Origin of the sequence: Duganella sp. Root1480D1, from assembly GCF_001427305.1 — a bacterium.
Classification (GTDB): domain Bacteria; phylum Pseudomonadota; class Gammaproteobacteria; order Burkholderiales; family Burkholderiaceae_D; genus Rugamonas.
This window is the reverse complement of sequence record NZ_LMFZ01000034.1, coordinates 100,938-119,934: the sequence shown is the minus strand read 5'-3', so window position 1 is coordinate 119,934 and position 18,997 is coordinate 100,938. Positions and strand designations below refer to the sequence as shown.

The 18,997-nt window shown below is 64.5% G+C and carries 19 protein-coding genes; 18 read left to right on the top strand and 1 reads right to left on the bottom strand.

Annotation, left to right across the window (positions count from 1 at the left end; genetic code table 11):
- Window positions 1-34 precede the first annotated feature (34 nt).
- From ASD58_RS21400 to ASD58_RS21385, 4 genes are all read left to right on the top strand, one after another.
- Window positions 35-1,126: an SMP-30/gluconolactonase/LRE family protein gene (locus tag ASD58_RS21400; RefSeq protein ID WP_229210056.1), complete on the top strand. Its 1,092-nt coding sequence runs from the start codon at window positions 35-37 to the stop codon at window positions 1,124-1,126.
- Window positions 1,127-1,427: 301 nt separating this feature from the next.
- Complete coding sequence (locus tag ASD58_RS21395; RefSeq protein WP_082565590.1) at window positions 1,428-3,350, top strand: TonB-dependent siderophore receptor; 1,923 nt, start codon at window positions 1,428-1,430, stop codon at window positions 3,348-3,350.
- A gap of 85 nt (window positions 3,351-3,435) precedes the next feature.
- On the top strand, window positions 3,436-3,951 hold the full coding sequence (locus ASD58_RS21390) for a YfiR family protein (protein ID WP_162253045.1): 516 nt from the start codon (window positions 3,436-3,438) through the stop codon (window positions 3,949-3,951).
- Entirely contained in the window at window positions 3,951-5,828 is a 1,878-nt protein-coding gene (locus ASD58_RS21385) for an ATP-binding protein (RefSeq protein ID WP_057263245.1), read from the top strand. The genes ASD58_RS21390 and ASD58_RS21385 overlap by 1 nt, the downstream gene beginning before the upstream one ends.
- A gap of 152 nt (window positions 5,829-5,980) precedes the next feature.
- On the opposite strand, the gene ASD58_RS21380 is transcribed toward ASD58_RS21385, so the two are convergent.
- Window positions 5,981-6,166 carry a hypothetical protein gene (locus ASD58_RS21380; RefSeq protein ID WP_057263244.1) on the bottom strand — a complete coding sequence of 62 codons (186 nt, stop codon included), beginning with the start codon at window positions 6,164-6,166 and terminating at the stop codon, window positions 5,981-5,983.
- 174 nt (window positions 6,167-6,340) lie between these two features.
- Here ASD58_RS21380 and ASD58_RS31940 point away from each other — a divergent pair, with 174 nt between their 5' ends.
- The 14 genes from ASD58_RS31940 to ASD58_RS21320 all read left to right on the top strand — a co-directional run bounded on the left by ASD58_RS31940 (window position 6,341) and on the right by ASD58_RS21320 (window position 18,960).
- The gene (locus ASD58_RS31940) at window positions 6,341-6,478 is read left to right on the top strand and encodes a hypothetical protein (protein ID WP_200951649.1); all 138 of its coding nucleotides are present in this window, start codon (window positions 6,341-6,343) and stop codon (window positions 6,476-6,478) included.
- 67 nt (window positions 6,479-6,545) lie between these two features.
- Window positions 6,546-6,905, top strand: coding sequence for a hypothetical protein (locus tag ASD58_RS21375; RefSeq protein ID WP_057263243.1), 360 nt, complete (start codon window positions 6,546-6,548; stop codon window positions 6,903-6,905).
- Window positions 6,906-6,911: 6 nt separating this feature from the next.
- Window positions 6,912-7,775: an SAM-dependent methyltransferase gene (locus ASD58_RS21370; RefSeq protein WP_057263242.1), complete on the top strand. Its 864-nt coding sequence runs from the start codon at window positions 6,912-6,914 to the stop codon at window positions 7,773-7,775.
- Window positions 7,776-7,931: 156 nt separating this feature from the next.
- On the top strand, window positions 7,932-8,069 hold the full coding sequence (locus tag ASD58_RS31435) for a hypothetical protein (RefSeq protein ID WP_154668206.1): 138 nt from the start codon (window positions 7,932-7,934) through the stop codon (window positions 8,067-8,069).
- A gap of 81 nt (window positions 8,070-8,150) precedes the next feature.
- Window positions 8,151-9,125, top strand: a complete 975-nt coding sequence (locus ASD58_RS21365) for a TOMM precursor leader peptide-binding protein (RefSeq protein WP_057263241.1) — start codon at window positions 8,151-8,153, stop codon at window positions 9,123-9,125.
- 3 nt (window positions 9,126-9,128) lie between these two features.
- Window positions 9,129-10,457 (top strand): YcaO-like family protein, encoded by a 1,329-nt coding sequence (locus tag ASD58_RS21360; RefSeq protein WP_057263240.1) that lies wholly within the window; start codon window positions 9,129-9,131, stop codon window positions 10,455-10,457.
- Window positions 10,454-11,311 (top strand): SagB/ThcOx family dehydrogenase, encoded by an 858-nt coding sequence (locus tag ASD58_RS21355; RefSeq protein WP_057263239.1) that lies wholly within the window; start codon window positions 10,454-10,456, stop codon window positions 11,309-11,311. The genes ASD58_RS21360 and ASD58_RS21355 overlap by 4 nt, the downstream gene beginning before the upstream one ends.
- Window positions 11,308-13,656, top strand: coding sequence for an ABC transporter ATP-binding protein (locus ASD58_RS21350; RefSeq protein ID WP_057263238.1), 2,349 nt, complete (start codon window positions 11,308-11,310; stop codon window positions 13,654-13,656). Before ASD58_RS21355 ends, ASD58_RS21350 begins: the two co-directional genes overlap by 4 nt.
- Complete coding sequence (locus ASD58_RS21345) at window positions 13,653-14,762, top strand: ABC transporter permease (protein WP_057263237.1); 1,110 nt, start codon at window positions 13,653-13,655, stop codon at window positions 14,760-14,762. The genes ASD58_RS21350 and ASD58_RS21345 overlap by 4 nt, the downstream gene beginning before the upstream one ends.
- Before the next feature lie 13 nt (window positions 14,763-14,775).
- Window positions 14,776-15,234, top strand: a complete 459-nt coding sequence (locus ASD58_RS21340) for a DUF2141 domain-containing protein (RefSeq protein WP_057263236.1) — start codon at window positions 14,776-14,778, stop codon at window positions 15,232-15,234.
- Window positions 15,234-15,908 (top strand): ABC transporter ATP-binding protein, encoded by a 675-nt coding sequence (locus ASD58_RS21335; protein WP_057263235.1) that lies wholly within the window; start codon window positions 15,234-15,236, stop codon window positions 15,906-15,908. The genes ASD58_RS21340 and ASD58_RS21335 overlap by 1 nt, the downstream gene beginning before the upstream one ends.
- Entirely contained in the window at window positions 15,905-17,134 is a 1,230-nt protein-coding gene (locus tag ASD58_RS21330; RefSeq protein WP_057263234.1) for an FtsX-like permease family protein, read from the top strand. The genes ASD58_RS21335 and ASD58_RS21330 overlap by 4 nt, the downstream gene beginning before the upstream one ends.
- 3 nt (window positions 17,135-17,137) lie before the next feature.
- On the top strand, window positions 17,138-17,848 hold the full coding sequence (locus ASD58_RS21325) for an outer membrane lipoprotein-sorting protein (RefSeq protein ID WP_057263233.1): 711 nt from the start codon (window positions 17,138-17,140) through the stop codon (window positions 17,846-17,848).
- The gene (locus ASD58_RS21320) at window positions 17,845-18,960 is read left to right on the top strand and encodes a hypothetical protein (protein ID WP_057263232.1); all 1,116 of its coding nucleotides are present in this window, start codon (window positions 17,845-17,847) and stop codon (window positions 18,958-18,960) included. The genes ASD58_RS21325 and ASD58_RS21320 overlap by 4 nt, the downstream gene beginning before the upstream one ends.
- Window positions 18,961-18,997 lie beyond the last annotated feature (37 nt).

Sequence of the window (18,997 nt, the reverse complement as noted above, 5' to 3'; positions counted from 1 at the left end):
AAAATGTCGGCTATCTTTGTTGTGGGAGATTCGCTTGGAAAGCTCGAAGGGACATAAGATCGCGGCCGGCGCCGGCCTGACGCTGGCAGGGCTGCTGGCGTACCTGCTTCTGTGGCCAGTGCCCGCCGAACCGGTTTCTTGGACTCCGCAACAGGCGCCTGGATACGTCGGCGCGCACGCGCCAAATACCAAATTGGCCGGCCTGCAGAAAATCGACATCGGCGCCGAGCAGGGTCCCGAGCACCTGGCGATGGGCCCGGACGGTAAATTGTACGCTGCCGTCGCCGGCGGAAAAATCCTGCGTATGGCGCCAGACGGCAGCCAGCGCGAAGTGTTCGCCAGCACCGGCGGCCGCGTGCTGGGCTTCGACTTCGACGCCGGCGGGCGCCTGATCGCGGCCGACGCAATGAAAGGCCTGCTGGCGATTACGACGGATGGCAAAGTCACGGTGCTGACTGCGCAAGTCGCGCAAGGCGATCCAATCCGCTATGCCGACGGCATCGTCGTAGCGCCCAGCGGTATGATCTACTTCACCGATGCCTCGACCCGTTTCGCACCCGCTGAATGGGGCGGCACGTTCGAGGCCAGCGTGCTGGATATCCTCGAACAGTCGTCGACCGGCCGCGTGCTGGCCTACGATCCTTCGAACGGCTCCACGCGCATCCTCGCAGGCGGCCTGTCGTTCGCCAATGGCATTGCCCTTTCCGGCGACGGCCGCACGCTGTTCGTCAACGAGACTGGCCGCTACCGCATCTGGAAAATCGATGCGCAAAGCGGCAAGCGCGACGTCCTGTTCGACAACCTGCCAGGCTATCCCGATAACCTGATGCGCGGACGGGATGGCAAGATCTGGGTTGGCCTGGTCAAGCCGCGCAATCCGACCATCGACAAGCTGGCGCAGAAGCCCTTCATGCGCAAGCTCACGCTACGCCTGCCGCGCGCGCTGTGGCCGGTGCCGAAAGCCTACGGCCACGTGTTCGCCTTCAGTGAAGAAGGAAAAGTGCTGTCAGACTTGCAGGACCCGTCCGGCGCTTATCCGGAAACCACGGCAGTCCTCGAGACGCAGGACCGCCTTTATATCCAGAGCCTGCACGCGGCCTATATCGGCTGGATGCCGCGTCCCTGACCGGACGGCGCATCATCCGCCTGCGTCGGCGCCGGCTGCGGCGGGACCGGTGCAGGAACGACGATCGTGGTGGTGTTCACAGCGCTGGTAACGCGCTGCTGGACGACCTGCATGGCGATCGCCTTGCGCGGCGGTTCGGGCGGGGCGGCTTGGGAAACATGGTATCTCCTGTAGGGCAATTGGATACAAATTGGGCGCCATTGGCAAATTTACAAGCCCATAATGTTGCCAATACGCCCAACGGGAACCGTGCGTTGGATAGTTGTGTTTATAATTCCTTACGACAACTTGCCTCCTAGCCATGTACCGGATACCGACTCCCTTGCTGTTGCTGGCCGTGCTGTCCGTTGCGCCTGGTGCGCGCGCCGAAGGTCTGGCCGATGGCGACCTTGCCGACCTCACACTGGAACAACTGAATGAGATTGTCGTCACCTCGGTGTCGCGGCAGGAGGAGCGGCTAAGCAACGCTGCCGCTTCGCTGTTCGTCATCAGCGCCACAGATATCCGGCGCAGCGGTGCGCGCAACCTGCCTGAAGCACTGCGCCTGGCGCCAAACCTGGAGGTGGCGCGCGTCGATGCGCGCAACTATGCGATCAGCGCGCGCGGCTTCAACAGCCCCTTTGCCAACAAGCTGCTGGTGTTGATCGACGGCCGCAGCGTCTACTCGCCTTTCTTCTCCGCCGTGTTCTGGGACGCCCAGTCGGTGGTGATGGAGGATATCGAGCGCATTGAGGTGATCAGCGGTCCCGGCTCCACCATCTGGGGCGTGAATGCGGTCAACGGCGTGATCAACGTCATCACGCGCAATGCGAAAGACAGCCAGGGCGCACTGCTGTCGGTCGCTGCTTCGAGTGGCGAAGGCGATGCCAGCCTGCGTTTCGGCGGCCGCCTGTCGAATAGCGGCTACTACCGCGCCTATGCCCAATACATGGCCGCCGAGGATACGGACACCGAAGCCGGCGTCAACAGGTTCACCGGCATGCAGCGGCGCCAGGCTGGCTTCCGCGCGGACTGGGGCCTGGATCAAGGCAGCTTCACGGTGTCGGGCGATGCCTACCAGGCTAACCTTGGGCAGCTCGGCACACGCGATATCCGCCTGTCCGGGGCCAACCTGGTCGGGCGCTATATGCGCCAACTGGCCAACGATAACGCCCTGCGCCTGCAACTGGTACTGGACCACACGGAACGCAACCAGCCCGGCGCCTACGTCGACCGCCTCGATACGGTGGAACTGGAGGGCCAGCACGACGTGCGCCTCGGGGTCCACAAGCTGTCGTGGGGCGGCGGCTATCGCCACTCGCGTGACGACAATACGCCTGGCCCAAGCTTCGGCTTCTGGCCCTATGAACGCAATATGCACTGGGGGAACCTGTTCGCCCAGGACGAAATGGCGCTTACGGACAAACTGCGCGTCACCGGCGGCGTGAAGGCGGAACACAACACCTACACCGGCACGGAATGGCTGCCCACCTTGCGCCTGGCCTGGAGCACGGACACTGCGCACACGGTCTGGAGTGCACTGTCGCGCACCGTGCGCGCACCGGCGCGCAGCGACCGCGATTTCGTGCTGCCGCCGCAGCCGATCATGATTGGCGGCGTGCCGCGCTTCAGCGTTGGCACCAGTCCCGAATTCGAATCCGAAGTCGCCAATGTGCTGGAGCTGGGCTACCGCGCGCAGCCGGCGCAGAACTGGTCCTACTCCGTCGCTGCCTGGTACGCCGACTACGACAAGCTGCGCACGCTGGAGCCGAATACCACGGCCGGCCCTTACCGCGGCATCCTCGAATTTCGCAACCTGGCGCAAGGGCGCACGCGTGGGCTCGAATTGTGGGCGCGCTGGCAGCCCATGCTGCGCTGGCGCCTGAATGCCGGGCTGGTCGTGCAGGACATCGACACCAGCCTCAAGCCTGGCAGCAAAGCGGTCTCCGCCGCCGGCCTGGCGATCAACGACCCGCACAGCTACTGGCAGTTGCGTTCTTCCCACGAAATTGGCGAGCACATCCAGCTCGACTGGACATTACGTTACAACGGCAGCATGCCCGCGCCCCACGTTCCGTCGTATCATGAGCTGGATGCGAACCTGGTGTGGAAAGCCACAAGGAATATTGACGTCGCGCTCGCTGGACAGAACCTGCTGCATGCACGGCATGGCGAGTGGGGCGGTTATCCCGACCGCAATGTGTTCGAGCGGCGGGCAATCCTGAAATTGACGATGCGATACTAACGAAATGGTAAGCGCAAGCCTTACTTTGTTTGCCTTGCCGCCTTTGGTGGCGGGCAGTTGGCGGAATCGCCTGTTGGCGCTGGCCATGATGCTGTTCGCCTTCAGCTGCCTGGCGGTAGGCTCCCAGCAGGGCGGCACCACGCCAGTGCTGGAGCGCAGCGTCAAGGCTGCTTTCCTATATAAATTTCTCGGTTACATGGAGTTTCCCGCGGACCCCGGGCCGACCCTGGTGGTGGGCGTGCTAGGGGCGGAGGACGTGGCGGCGGAACTGGCGCAGATCACCAATGGCCGCAATGTCGGCAACCGCAGCATCAGCGTGCGCAAGCTTGGCGAAGGCGATACGCTGACCGGGCTGAACCTGCTATTCATCGGCGGCGATGCCGCCTTGCCGGAAGCGGCGCAGCGCACGGCGGAAAAGAACGGCACGGTGATCGTCACCGAGCGGGATGGTGGCTTGCAAAATGGGAGCGTCATCAACTTCCGCCTGGTCGATGAGCGCGTGCGCTTTGAAGTATCGCTGCCGGCGGCCGAACGCTGCAATGTGCGCCTCAGCTCACGCCTGTTGTCCGTCGCCTACTACGTGCAGAAAGGCGGGCAGTAATGATCACCAAGGCGGCGGGATCGGTTCGTATCAAACTGATCCTGACGGCACTGGCCACAACCTTTGTCGCGCTGGTCGTGACGACGGTGTCGATGCTGGTGTACGACCTGCAAAGTTTCCAGCAGGGCTGGGTCGACGACCTCACTACCCAGGCCGAACTGGTCGCCACGGCCTCGGCGCCGGCACTCTCCTTCAATGATCCGCGCGCGGCGCGCCAGAACCTGGGGCTGCTGCGCGTGCGGCCGCAAATCGAGGCCGGTGCGATCTACACGGCCAACGGCGCACTATTTGCCTCGTATGTGCACGCACCTTCCGAGATGCCGTCCCTGCCGCAGAAGCCCGGCCCGCTTGGCTATGCGATTGAAGGCGGGCATATGGTGGTGACCCACCCGATCGTCGAAGAAGGCGAGCGCATCGGCACGGTCTACCTGAGCGCCTCCTACCGCCTGCTGGACCGCGTGCAAAGCTATGCCCTGATCCTGCTGGGCGTGACGCTGGGCAGCTTGCTGCTGGCGGCCGTCGTCGCGCACCGGCTGCAGCAGACCATTACGCGGCCGCTGCTGGCGATGACCGACGTGGCGCGCGCCGTGATGCAGCGGCGCGATTATTCGCTGCGCGTGGGCGAGCGTGCCAGCGGTGAGATCGGCACCCTGATCGATGCCTTCAACGACATGCTGGCGGAAATCGCGCGCCGTGCCAATGCGCTGCAAGACGCCAACCGCACGCTGGAGCACGAGATGACCGTGCGCCAGGGCGCCGAACGCGCGCTGCTGCAGGCAGACCGCCGCAAGGACGAATTCCTCGCCACGCTGGCGCACGAGCTGCGCAACCCGCTGGCGCCGCTCCGCACCGGCCTTGACATCATGCGCATCAATGCCAGCGACCAGGTGGCCTGCGAGCGTGCCCGTTCCATCATGGAGCGCCAGTTGAAGCAGATGGTGCGGCTGGTGGACGACCTGCTGGACGTCTCGCGCATCAACACCGGCAAGCTGACCATCCGCCGCGAGCAGCTCATGCTGCAGGATGTGATCAACGATGCGCTGGAACTGGCGCGGCCTTTCATCGCCTCGCAGGGCCATACGCTGCACGTGCAGGTGCCGGACCAGGCGGTCTACCTGGTAGGCGACGCGACGCGGCTGGCGCAGGTCATTTCCAACCTGCTGCACAACGCCGCCAAGTACACGGCGCGCGGCGGCAGCATTGCTTTGGAAGCCGAGCTGCGCGCTGGGCAAGTCGAGCTGCGTGTGCGCGACAACGGCATCGGCATTGCACCGGCGCTGCTGCACGATATCTTCGAGATGTTCATCCAGGCCGATTCTTCGCTCGAGCGCAGCACGGCGGGGCTGGGGGTTGGTCTGTCGCTGGCACGCAAGCTGGTGGAGCTGCACGGCGGCACCATTCGCGCCGACAGTGGCGGCGCAGGGCAGGGCAGCACCTTTACCGTCACCTTGCCGCTGCTGGCCGATGCCAGCGTCGCTGCGCCGGCAGCGCAAGCCTTGCCGGCCGATGCGCGCCTGCACCGCATCCTGCTGGCGGACGATAATGTGGATTTCGTCAACGGCATTGGCGGCTTGTTGCGCTCGATGGGCCACCAGGTGCATATTTCGCACGACGGCAAGCAGGCACTGGCCGCGGCCGAAGCGTTCGCGCCCGAATTTGCCTTCCTCGATATCGGCTTGCCGGAATTGAACGGCTACGACCTGGCGCGTTCGCTGAAGCGCTTGCCGGCGCTGCGGCATACGGTGCTGGTGGCGGTCACCGGCTGGGGCCAGCAGAAGGACCGCCAGCAAGCGTTCGAAGCCGGCTTCCACCATCATCTGGTGAAGCCCGTCAGTATTGACCAGCTCCAGGAAATCCTGGCGCAGACTGGCCCTTGATATATCCGGAAAGCGCCCGATCTGCTTTAACAGGCAATGTTAATCGAGGAGTAAGGCCATGCGAGCGCATATTACACCCGACCCGGAAACACCACCGCCTGAGCCGGAAAAGGATCCACCGCCGGACGAGCAGCCGCGGCCGAGCGAGCCGCCTATCGAGGAACCGGTGCCGAAACCCCCGCCGATGCAGGCTTGACGCCTGGTTCGGGCAAGGGCGGGATCTGGCGAATCTGCTCGTCGGTATCCTGCTCGCCCGGCGTTTTTTCGCCGCTGCCGATGTCGGCTTCTTCAATGAAATGGCGGCCTTTTTCCGGCTGTGATTTTGCTGGCTGTTCCATGCTGGACCCTCCTTGTTGCCGATGCTACCAGCGCCCCGCGCTCGTTGTCGCTTGCTTGCTAAAAGGTAATAAGTGTTGCGCTGATAGAATATATTTTGCGCTGTCACGAGCGGGTCATGATCCGCTATCTATAATAGGTCATCGACACACGCTTTTTCTTCGTCGGAGGCCGCGATGGGCAATTCCCTGCACAACAAGATCTACCTTAAACGCCGTATTGACCTGCACAGCCGCCGTGTCCAGGCGCTGGTCTGTGCGAGTGCCGTCACAGGGCTGGCGCTGATGTGGCTGGCGCTGCGCACGCTCAAGTAAGCTTGCCGCCTCCGGTGCGGGCGCGTACCATGATGGGTTGCAAAGGCACCATCATGGAATACGAGCAATGAAAAACGAAAAACTGAGCACCGACGAATTCAACGCGCTGGAAGAGATTGCCCGCGGCATCAAGGGCAAGCCCAGCGCTTGCGTTGGCCGCAACAGCAAACGCCTGTCCGGCATCAAGTTCATCAAATTCGAGCGCAGCGGCGCCATCATCCTGACCGATGCCGGCCGCCAGCAGCTGTTCCTGCGCCGCTGCGTGATGGCACTGCGTGCACTGGCCGACGCGCCGGGTGCGGTGGCGGATAAGGACGTGGCCCTGTTCCTGGGCAAGAAATCACACATCGTGGCGACGGAAGATGGTTTTGCCATCACCGAAAAAGGCCGCGAGTCGCTGGCCGACATCGAAGCGCAGGGCATGTAAGCCTCCATGTCCAGCCACCTGCTCAGCGAAGGCCAGCCTAGCCGCAGCGCGCTGATGGTAGCGCGCCTGCGCGCCGCCCACCAGTTGCTGGACACTCCCGCCATCTTCGACGACCCGCTGGCGCTGCCGGTATTGGGGCCGGAAGACTGCGTGCAAGTGCAATCCAATGCGCGTTCCTACGACGCTGGTTTCAGTCGCATCCTGCGTGCCGCCATGGCCGTGCGCAGCCGCTTTGCCGAAGACGAACTGGCGCGCGCCGCTGCTGCCGGCGTGCGCCAATACGTGGTGCTGGGCGCCGGCCTCGATACCTTCGCCTGCCGCCGCCAGCATGACGCGGCGCTGCAGGTGTTCGAAGTCGACCATCCGGCGACACAGGCGTGGAAGCGCAAGCTGCTGGCCGCCAGCAGTATCACGGTGCCGGACAGCCTGCGTTTCGTGCCGGTCGATTTCGAACGCGACGCGCTGGCCGATGCGCTGCGCGCGGCCGGTTGCCGCCTGGACCAGCCGGTGTTCTTTTCCTGGCTCGGCGTCACGCTCTACCTGACCGAGGCCGCCATTTTCGACACGCTGCGCCTGGTCGCCAGCCTGCCTGCCGGCAGCGGCATCGTGTTCGATTACGGCGTCAAGCCGGAGCTGCTCGACAACATGGAAAGGGCCGGCGTCGAGTATTTTGCGCGCCGTTATGCCGAGCAGGGCGAGCCCTGGCTGTCGTTTTTTGATCCCATCGAACTGTGTGCGCGACTACGGGATTTAAATTTTTCCACAGTGCAAGATTTTGGGCGTGATGCCCTTGAAACCCGCTATTTTGCTGGGCGCGGCGACAATTTGCGCCTCGGCGGCGGTACCCATTTAATGCTTGCTAGCAACTAAAAAGTTAATATTTTTGGAATGTTTCTTCTACTAGTTGTAGTTTAGTTTCATGCTACCTTCCTGAGCGGTCGTGCCCAATGCGAAATCCGCATTTGCATATGCTGGTTTCGCATATGGCACGGCCATTCTCTTAAAAACTCAAAAGGAAGCAGAGAAATGACCATTCTGATTGAAACCACCCACATCCAGATCACCGACTCCACCGAGCCGGAATACCTGATGGACGACATGAGCGGCGCCCTGGCCGACGTGAGCGTCTCCTGCTGCACCTGCTCCTGCTCTTGCTGCTGCTAAACGGTTAAGTCCGGACACCGGCGCCGTTGCCTTACGCACCGGTGCCGGTGCCACGCCATTTTTCTGAGATTGGTTAAGAGAATGAGTGAGTCCCTGTACATTTCGCCGCTGGCCGAAGTAACCACGCTGGGCGAAGACAAGATTGCCATTTCCGTCGTCGGCCGCCGTTTTACGGTGGAAGACCGGGTCGGCATCCTGAAAAGCATCCTGGCGGACGCCGCGCATGGCGTCACGCTGAAACAACTGCTCGACGCGCGCGCCGAGAGCTTCCCGCCCGAGGCGGTGGAAGCGGCCGTCAATGCGCTGGTCGACGCGCGCGTACTGCTGAAGCATAACGGGCGCACCGGCGGCGACGCTACCTTCCATCACCTGCAGCATCGGCGCGAGCAGGACGGCATGTCCGGCCCAGCCCAGCGGCCGCAGTACGACAAGTCCAACTGGGTGCTGGCGCTGGCCGGCACCGGTTCCTGCGCCGATGCGCTGGCCGCTTCGCTGACCGAACTTGGTGTGCAGGTCGAGCGCGTGGTGCGCGACGGCCCCTTGCCCGACAAGGGCGAACGCCGCGCGCTGCTGCTGGTGGCGTCCGACTTCGACGATATCGCGCTGTTCCGCGCCATGAATGCCAAGGCGGTTGCCGCCGGATGGCCGGCGCTGTTTGTCGGCATCGACTGGAACACCGTGCATTGCGGCCCGCTGGTGCTGCCGAAGGCCACCGGCTGCTACGAATGCTACTTCCACCGCGTGCGCTCGACCCGCAAGTTCGTGGCGGAATTCGATATGCGCAGCCAGTCCGAGAATATCCTGTACCACCCGCTGCCCAGCCGCCTGGCCGTGCAGTTCGGCGTGGCCGAAGCTTCGCGCGTGGCGCTGCAATTCCTGGCCGGCACGCTGGAGGGCTTGCAGCAGAGCGTGTTCAGTGAAATCGACAGTGCCAGCGGCGAAATCGTGCGTTCGCGCGTGCTGCGCCTGCCGCGGTGCCAGGTGTGCGGCACTGCCAGCACCGAACGCCCGGTGGGCAGCGTATTCCAGCAGGCGCTGTTGCGCCGTCGGGCCTGAGCCATGGAGCGTTTGTCCGATGCGGGCCAACTGGCCCTGGTACATGACGCCCTGGTGCACCGCCGCCACGGCATCATCACGTCGCTGCTGGAAGAAACCGAACACCCCGACGCGCGCGGCCTGTTCGTCTTCAATGCCCTGATGGTGGACATCAAGAGCATGATGATCGACCCGGCGCGCGGCAAAGCCAACAACCCGAATACCGACCGCGCGAGCCTGGCTGGTTCCGGCGCTGCCTTCGACCGTACTTCAGCCATGTGGGCGGCGTTCGGCGAGGCGGTGGAGCGCTATGCGGCCGCTGCGCACTTCGATGACCAGGTGCTGTATGCCTCGCAGGATGCGCTGGGCGATGCGGCGGTCGGTCCGGGCCAGTTCGTGCTGTTCGCACCGCAGCAATACGGGGAAGGCTTTGAATACGCGGCCGACGACAGCGCCGTGGTGCGCGCCTGGGCGCCTGCCGCCGACCTGATGGATCCGTCGCGCGAAACCTATGTGCCGGCGCAGATGGTCTACCTTGGCATGCAGGTCAAGGACAAGCGCGAGATCGTGATGCAGTCTTCCTCGACCGGCCTGGCGACCGGCATGGACGAGGGCAGGGCGCTGCTGAGCGGCCTGGCCGAAGTGATCGAGCGCGATGCCTTCGCCGCCATGTGGCAGATGAAATATGCGCCGCGCAAGCTGGCGGTTGCGCCGTCGACCATGGAACGTCTGTTGCCCGGCGTGCGCCGCCAGTTGGCGCACCCAAGCCTGGAGGTGCACCTGTGGGATATCACCACCGATGTCGGCATGCCGGTGGTGCTGTGCCTTGCGCGCAGCCGCAACGACGGCACCATGTCGCTCGGCGCCAGCGCGCACCTCGACGTAGCAACCGCCATTAACAAGGCTGTGGTGGAAGCCTTCCACGGTTACGTGTGGGGCAGCTCGATCCTGGCGGCCGGCACGCCGCTGCCGGAGCAGTCGGCCATCCGCAATCCGGGCGACCACTTCGCCTATTTCCTGGACCGTTCGCGCCAGGGCGCGATGGACTTCCTGTTCACGAGCGAGGCCATGGTGTCGTCGGACGATCCGTCGCTGCGCCAATTGGCCGGCATGGGGGATTTGCTGGCGCGACTGAAGGTCATGGGCCTGCGCGCCCTCGCAGTTGACGTGACCTCGGCCGACGTGGCAAGCCTGGGCTTTTGCGTGCTGCGCGCGTTCATTCCCGGCCTGCATCCGCTGCTGTTCGGCGACGGCCTGGTGAGCCGCGACGAGCGCCGCCTGCGCGCCATCGCCGCGCACTGGGGCCTGCCGGGCGTGCCTGAACCTAACCTCGAACCGCATCCGTTCCCATGACCAAGACACTTCAGGAGTTGCTGCCGCCGCAGGCCATGGCGGGCCAGTTCGATATCGACGATCCGGCCGAGATCCTGCACGAGCAGACCAAGTTCCACCGCGCCACCTTGATGGGGCAGGTGAAGAACATCGTGCGCTTCCTGCGCCATCCGGCTTATATCGCGCGCGGTGCGGCAGGCTACAACGCTTTCCCATCCTGCCCTGTGATCGAGCTGCCGGAGCCGGTGCTGGCGCTGGGCGAACTGGCGCAAGCGCTGGAGCTGCGCAAGAGCGCGCGCGCCTTTGTCGGCGCCATGACGCTGCAGGAGCTCTCCAGCCTCCTGCACCATGCGCTGCGCGTGCGCCGCATGGCGAAGAGCGATATCGCGCCGCACGTGAAACTGGCGTTCCGTTCTTACCCGTCGCCCGGGGGCTTGTATCCGACCGAATTCTATTTCTTTCTCAACGAGGTGGAAGGCATCAAGCCTTGCATCGCGCATTACGACGCCCGCAACCACCTGTTGCGCATGTTGAAGCCGCAGCACGGCGATGCTTTCGGCAGCGCGGAAGTGAAGTCGGGTGAGTCCGGCGTCAAGGCACCAGTTGTGTGCGTGATGACCAGCGTTCCACAGCGCGCCACCGCCAAATACGGAGCGCGTGGCTACCGCATGTCGATGCTGGAGGCGGGACACGCTTCGCAGAACCTGTGTCTCGCCGCGCAAGGCCTGGGGCTTGGCTCCCTGGTCTATGGCGCCTATTACGATGATGAGTTGGCGGCCTTGCTGGATATCGACGGCGTGACGGAGACCGTGGCATCCGTCATGCTGCTCGGCCGCGAAACGCCGCCTGCACCTGTTGCCAGCGAGGACGAATGAACGACGCGCCGGGCTGGCAGGATAGCGAGTTGTGGCTGCGCGATGCGGCGGTTGCAGTGCTGCGCCTGGCCGCGGCGGGCGATAGCGACGGCGCGGCGCAGGCACTGGAGCGCCTGTTCGCGCTGCGCGGGCGCTTCCATGCCTATCCGATCCTGCAGGATATGTTGGCCGGGCGGCGCGCGTGGCGTTCTTGCGGCAGCGTCCATGTGCTGGGTGGAGAAGAATTGCCGCCTGCGCTGCTGCGCAATTTCGAGGAGGCGGTAGTCGCTTGCGCCGCTTTCCTGGGTCTGCCGACGCCGTGCATCCTGCTGCAATGCGTGCCTTCGGAACGCGACATGCATTTGACGATGGAGAGCTTGCCAGGCCTGGCCATGGTGCGGCTCTCGACCCGGTCGGAAGGCTATTCCGACGGCCTTCGCGCGGTTGTGTTCCATGAGGTTGCGCATTGCTTCCTGACCTGCGGCGTGCGCTTGCTGGATGAAGGGTTGGCCCAGTTGTTTGCCAATCGGTTTGGCGGCGCTACGCCGTTGCCCCGGCGGCCGGAGCTTGCGCCACCGTTGCGCACCATGTTGTCCCGCGACGGCGATGCCATGTTCGGCGCATCGGCTGGCGCGGGCATTGATGCTTACCGCGCTGCTTGCCGCGTCGGCGCCGACCTGCTTGAAGCGGTCGATGCGCGTGGCGGCACGCAAGCGCTTGTTTCGCTGTTCCGTGCCGTCTCGCGCGCGGCCAGCGACGCCCAGATCGCCGAGCTGGCAGGGCAGGCTAGCGGCATCCCGATCGCCGCGGCGGATGCGCAAGGCGACGCCATCGGCTCCGACTCCGACTATGGCGTGCTGGTCGCGCAATCACAGCAAGCGATCTTCAGCGCGTGGAGCAGCAAGCGCGCCGAAGATCTCTCGGCCGCCATTGCACTGATCGAGGCGGAGCCATTCCACACGCAACCCTCCTTGCTGGACGCTTTGCTCAGTGCCCGCCTGAACCAGGCGCTGCTCCACGTCCACAGCGGCGCCAAGCTGCCGCCTGAGCAAGAGTCCGGCATCGACGCCTTGCTGAAGGCCGCCGACATCCTGCCAGCCGGCCGCCAATGGCTCTGGCGCGGCGTGCGCGCGATACTCGCCATCCTGCTCGCGCAGCCCAATATCATCAAGGTCGCCACGGCAGGCCAGAACGCCTTGCACGCATTCGGCAAAGCGCAGGAACTGATCGCCGGCGACCCGGACCTGCTGATCCACCACGCCTCGCTGCTGCTGCACGCACCGCCCAATTACGGTGGTGACCGCGACCGCGGCGCCGGCATGTTGCGGGAAGCGATGGGGCACCCACTGTACCGCGCCCATGCCCGCGAAATGCTGCTCGATAACGACATCGATCCCGGTGACGCAGTGCTGGCGATTGCTCCTTCGGCACCCGGGCCGGTGTTGGTGGACACCGCCTCCGCCGCGCCGTCCGGTGAAACGCCTGCGCCCGTCGCCCTCGAAGCGCTCGGCATCGAGTTGCGCCTCCCATCCGGTTTCACGCTGAAGCCAGGCGAGCTGGCCCTGCGCAAGGGCGAACGCGTCGCCGTGGTCGGCCCCAACGGAAGCGGCAAAACCATCTTGCTGGAGACCCTTCTCGGCCTGCGTGCCCCAGGCAGTGGCAAGATCCAGCTGGCAATCGGCGACCCGGGCAACCCTGAAGTAAGGCAGAAACTGGGCGGCCTGTTGCAAAGCGCCGACCTGCCTGGGCAGATGCGCGTCAGCGAAGTCATGACGATGCACGAAACGATCTACGCCCGCACGGAGCCGGCAGTGACGCGCGCGCTCGGCATGGAAGAGCTGCGCACCAAGCTCTGGCAACAACTGTCGCGCGGCCAGAAGCAGCGCGTCATGCTCTGGCTGGCACTATCCCACGTGCCTGAGCTGGCGCTGCTCGACGAACCGTCGCTGGGCCTTGACGAATGGCACGCCCGCGCCTTGCGCGAGCTGCTGGCCGGCATGCCAACCACCTTGCTGCAAATTTCCCACATTCCGGCCGACCTGCTGGCGATGGACCGCATTCTCTGCATGGAAAAAGGCAGGCTGGTCGACGGAGGTTCGCTGGATGAACTGCTGTCGCGCCGGGTGGGCCGCTTCAAAGCACGCATCGGCCAGGAGCTGTCCGGCGAGGCCGAACAATCCATGCACGCGTTGCCCGCGCTGCTGCGCTGCGAAACAACGCCAGGCGGCTGGCAGCTCCAGGGCGCACAAGGCTTCGATGCGGGATTCCGCCGCTTCATCGACCAGCATGGGATCGCCAACTTCAGCCTCGAAGCGTCGACCATCGAAGACTTCCTGGCCGACCTGACCAAAGGAGGGGCCGCATGAAAAAGCTGCTGCACCTGGTGCGCGCCGACCTGGCGCTTTTCCTGCGCGGCCGACTGGCCCTGTTCTGGACCTTTGCCTTCCCCTTGCTGATGCTGATGATGCAAATGGCCTTGTTCGGGCAGGAAGCAAAACTGGGCCCGGTAACACTGGTCGTGCGCGACATGGACCGCAGCACGGAGAGCGCAAGCTATGCCAGCGAGCTGGCACGCGGCCTGCGCCTGCAAAACAGCGTCGAATTCCACGTCATCGCGCCGGCACTTGGCGCCAAGCCAGACCTGGAGCTCACCATCCCGGCCGGCTTCGCCGAAGCCATACGCGCTGGCCATAGCACTGAGATGAAGCTCGAAACCACGCTAAGCGCCGGCCCCACGCTGGAAGCCAGCTACGGCATGCTGCGCGGCTTCAGCGATGCGTACAACCTTGCCGGCTTGCAGGACGAGCCGCGCGTGGTGCTGCCCGCGCCGCCTGCGCCGGCAGCCGGGGCGCTTGATTACCGCCTGTTCCTGGTCAGCGGGCTGGCCGGTCTGGTCATCCTGTCCACCAGCCTGATGGGCTTCGCCGGTCCGCTGGTGGCCGCGCGCGAGGGTGGCATGTTCCGCCTGTACCAGCTCTTTCCAATGCCGACTGGCGTGGTGGTGCTGGCCTGGTGCCTGTCGCGCCTCGTTGTCATCGTGCTGGCCAGCGCCGCCATGTTTGCCGTCGCCTGGGCCGTGTATGGCGTGAAAGTGCATGCCGGCGCAAGCGGCATTGCAGCCGCAAGCGGCATGCTGGCACTGGGCTGCGCAGCCTTCCTGGCACTGGGACTCTTGCTGGCAGCGCTCAGCCGCAGCGTGGCCGGCGTCACCATGGCCAGCAACCTGCTGTATTTCCCGCTGCTGTTCTCCGGTAACCTGATGATCCCGTTGGGCGGTTTGCCGCCGCTGCTGCGCGACGCACTCGAATACCTGCCCCTCAATGCCATGATGGCCAGCATCCGCCACGCGCTGACCGGCAGCATGAGCTGGAAGGGCGACGCCTACAGCATCGCTGTATTGATCGCAATGATGTGTGCCTGCCTGGTGCTGGCGGTTCGCCGCTTCGGCTGGACGCCGCGCGACCTGCATTAAAAGGAGCTCTGGATTGAAGAAGACGAACATGCGGACGATCGCCGGTGCATTGCTGCTGGCACTTGCCGGGGCCGCCACAGCTTATGCTTTCGGCGTCCGCCAGCCGGCGGCAACCGGCACGGCAACCGTGAATGTCACCCTGGGCGGGATCGCAGGGCAGAAAGGCGCGCTGATGGGAGCCATCTGCAACAAGAACTCCTTCCTGAAGGCCTGCCAATACTTCGCGGTGCAGCCAGCGATCGCAGGCAATGTGCTGAAGTTCCCCGGCGTGACACCCGGTAGCTATGCCGTCATGGTCTACCACGACGAGAACCTTAACGGAAGGCTGGACAAGTCAGCCAACGGCATGCCCCAGGAAGGCTGGGGCTTTTCCCGCAACGCGCGCGGTCACTATGGCCCGCCAACGTTTGACGATGCGCGCATCGACATCGAGCCCGGCACCAACGACATCGCACTGGACATGGTGTACTGATGGCTGCCATCGTCGATGTCCGGCAAGTCAGCAAGCATTACCGTCGCGGCGAGGAGCGGATTGCCGCGCTGGACGGCGTTTCCTTCCGGGTGGCGCAACCCTCGGTTGTGGCGATTGCCGGACCTTCGGGCAGCGGCAAGAGCACCTTGCTCGGCATGCTGGCGCGCTTCGAACAGCCGGACAGCGGCAGCATCCACCTCGATGGCGCCGCGCTGGACGCCTTGCCGGAGCATGAACTGGACGCCTTCCGCAACCGCAAGCTTGGTTTCGTATTCCAGAACTTCAACCTGGTCGGAACCCTGACCGCGCAGGAGAACGTGGAACTCGCCCTGGCTACCCGCGCGCTGCCAAAGCACGAACGACGCAAGGCTGCAGCCGAAGCCCTGTCCCTGGTCGGCATGGAACACCGCCTCGGCCACACGCCGGCACAATTGTCCGGCGGCCAGCAGCAACGCGTGGCAATTGCGCGAGCCCTGGTCAATCGTCCCAAGCTGGTGATTGCCGACGAACCCACCGGGAACCTTGACAGCAAGACCGCGCAGCAGATGCTGGAACTGGTCGAGCGCCTGCATCGCGACCTTGGCACCACCTTCATCATCGCCACCCACGACCAGCGCGTGATGGACATGGCGGGCCAGGTGCTGCGCCTGGAAGACGGCAAGGTGGCCGCATGATGCAATGGCTGGTGCTGGCGCATCGCAACGTGCTGCGTAATGGCCGCCGTTCGCTGCTGCTTGGCGGGACCATCGCCATCGGCACGCTGGCCTTGCTGCTGTTTGCCGCCTACATTGCCGCCTCGCTGGATGGCCTGCGGGAGAGCACCATCCGCGGCGGCTTGGGCCACGCCCAAATCAGCGCCGTGCCACCGGTGGACGGTTACGCGGAACAGCCGCTCCAATACGGCCTTGACGCCGCCGAGCGTGCCCGCATCGAAGCGCTTCTGGTGCCGATGGAAGGCGTGCGCCGCATCGTGCCGCGCCTTCAATTCAGCGGCCTGGTCTCGAATGGCCCGCGCACACTGAACTTTGAAGCCCAGGGTGTCGACCCACTGCGCGAAAGACAGGCTTATGGCGCTTTTCAGGTGCTGGCACAGGGCGAGCCGCTGCATGCGGGCGAGCAAGGACGCTACCAGGTCCTGATCGGCAGGGAAATGGCACGCCGGCTTGGCGTGCAGCCCGGTCAGTCGTTGACAATGATGACCACGACGGTGCAGGGCAGCGTGAATGCCATGGATGTGGACGTCGCAGGCATCATCGCTACCGGCATTCCCGAGCGCGATCTTTACACGCTGCAGATTCCAATCGAAACCGCGCAGGAGTTGCTGCGCACGAAAAAGATCTCCCATCTGTCGGTGCTATACCAGGACACGGCGAGCGCCGATGCGTTGTCGGCCACCATCGCACAGGCGGTCGGCGGCAAGCTGCGCCTGCAGCGCTGGCAGGAGCTGGCGCCACTTTACCCGCAAGTATTGGCATTGTTCCGCAACCAATTCGTGGTTTTCGGCGCCATCATCGGCCTGATCGTTTTCCTCGGCGTCGCGGCGATGACGCTTGCCACGATCTACGAGCGCGGCAAGGAAATCGGCACCCTGCGCGCCATGGGTATCCCGCAAGCGATGGTGCGGCGCCTGTTCATGTTCGAAGGCCTGCTGCAAGGCGTGTTTGGCGCTCTGGCGGGCGGCACCACGGCATGGCTGGCGACGCTGGCGATCAATGCCGCAGGCATCGAACTGGCACCGCCGCCTGGCCGCAACGTCGGCGTGCCGCTGCACCTGCTATGGCTTTACCAGCCAAGCTTCGCGATTGTGGCCGTGCTGCCGCTGCTCGCCATGGCCGCCGCCTGGCTGACCAGCCGCCGCATTGGCCGCATGCCGGTGAAGGCCATCCTGACTTCCAACTAGACCATGATGAAACGATTCCTGATCCTGATGACGGCTGCCGGTGCAGCGCAAGCGTCGGCGCCAAGTGCCACCGAAATCCTGCAACAGGTGGACCAGTACCGCATGCCGGTCAACAGCTTTGAAGCCAGCGTGCGGATCGAGACCGGCAACGGCCAGGAGCCCGGCACCTACGTGATCCGTGGCGCCAATTACAACCAGGTGCTGGTGGAAGCGACCAGCGTCGACCAGCGTGGACAGAAGTTCCTGACCACCGACAGCGGCTTGTTTTTCTACGCCCCGCGCACACGCCGCGCGATTCGCCTGACACCCCTGCAAACCTTGCTGGGCAAAGCCAACATCGGCGACTTGTCGCGCATTCGATTCAGCCACGATTACGACGCAGCCGTGCAGGAAAGCGAGGCTGATGGCTGTCCCGCAAAATCCTGCGTTGCGCTCGAACTGCGCAGCCGCAGCGAAGCCGCTACCTATGCGAAGATCACACTGCTGGCGGCGCGCCAGGACGGCCGCTATGTGCCGCTCAAGGCCATGCTGTATGTCGCCAGCGGCAAGCTACTGAAGATTGCCACTTTCGAGGCCGCGAAAGGCGGATTGCCCCCCACTACGCGCTACGCCGACCCGCAACAGCCCAGCGAGGAAACGCGGGTCGTATTCGAAAAGGTGAGGGCAGCGGAATTCCCTGCCAATATGTTTAACCCGCGCACGCTGGAGCAATGAAGGGCTTGCAATGCCTGCCGCTGGCGGCAGCCGTCGCGGCCACCGCGCCGTGTGACGCCTCGGCTGGCGAAGACTGGACTGGCGGCTTCGTGCTGGGAGCGCAGGAGCGCACAATCCTGCAAGACACGCCGCTCAATCGCGACAACTTCCTCGGCATTGCAGGCAGCGGCACCCGTGCCGTGGCGTTGTTCGAAGGGCGGCAGCATGAGATCACCTGGCGCGTGCGTACCGAGGCGCTTAATACCGACCTCGATGGCACGCGCGGCAAGGCCGTGCTGCAAGAGCTGAACCGCGCATTTGATCTGGGCGACGGCGCATCGCTATCGCTGGGCAAGCGCCTGTATGCGCTGGACCCCTCATATATCAACCAGCCGCTAGGCTTCCTGCAAAAGCGCACGGACCTGAGCGACCCGCTGGACACGCTCGGCAACTCCGAAGGTATCCCGATGGCGGTGCTGTCGTGGAGCGGCAAGCGCGCCAGCGCTGCGGCCCTGCACGCGAGGCAGGCCGACAAGCGCGTGCAAACCATCCTCAAATTCGCTTATGAATTCGACGCCATCAGCGCGGGCATGGTGCTGCGCAAGGCACATGGCGAACATGCCGGCGTTGGCGCCACGCTCAGTGCGGCGCCGGCCGACGCCCTGTCCTGGTACGCCTCCGCATACCGCGCAGGCGGAGCCTCCCGCTACACCCGCGCCACCGCAGGCATTGTGCTGACCCCAGCCTGGCTACCGAAGTTGCAGTTCGAGTACTCCTACAACGGCCAAGGCATGGCGGACGAAGAGTATGAAACGTTACGGCAGCAGGCACAAGCCAAGCTGCCGCCGCATGTACTGGCCACGTTGGCCGGCCGCCTCCCGAGCCTGGGCACACGCCAGCACTACGCCAGCCTGACGGTGTCGAAGGCAGCCGGCGCCTGGGACGTGGGCGCAGGAGTGTATCTGGGATTGGACGACAGCAGCCGGGTATGGCACGGCCAGGCCGATTACGCACTCAGCGCACGCACGCACCTGATGTTCTCGGCAATGCGCCAACAAGGGAAGGACGGCAGCGAGCGAGCCCTCTCGCCGGTAAGAGAAACGCTGGCGCTACGCCTGCGCCATGCATTTTAGAAGTCGGGGTCAGCTCCGGCAATCGGACACGTCGTGT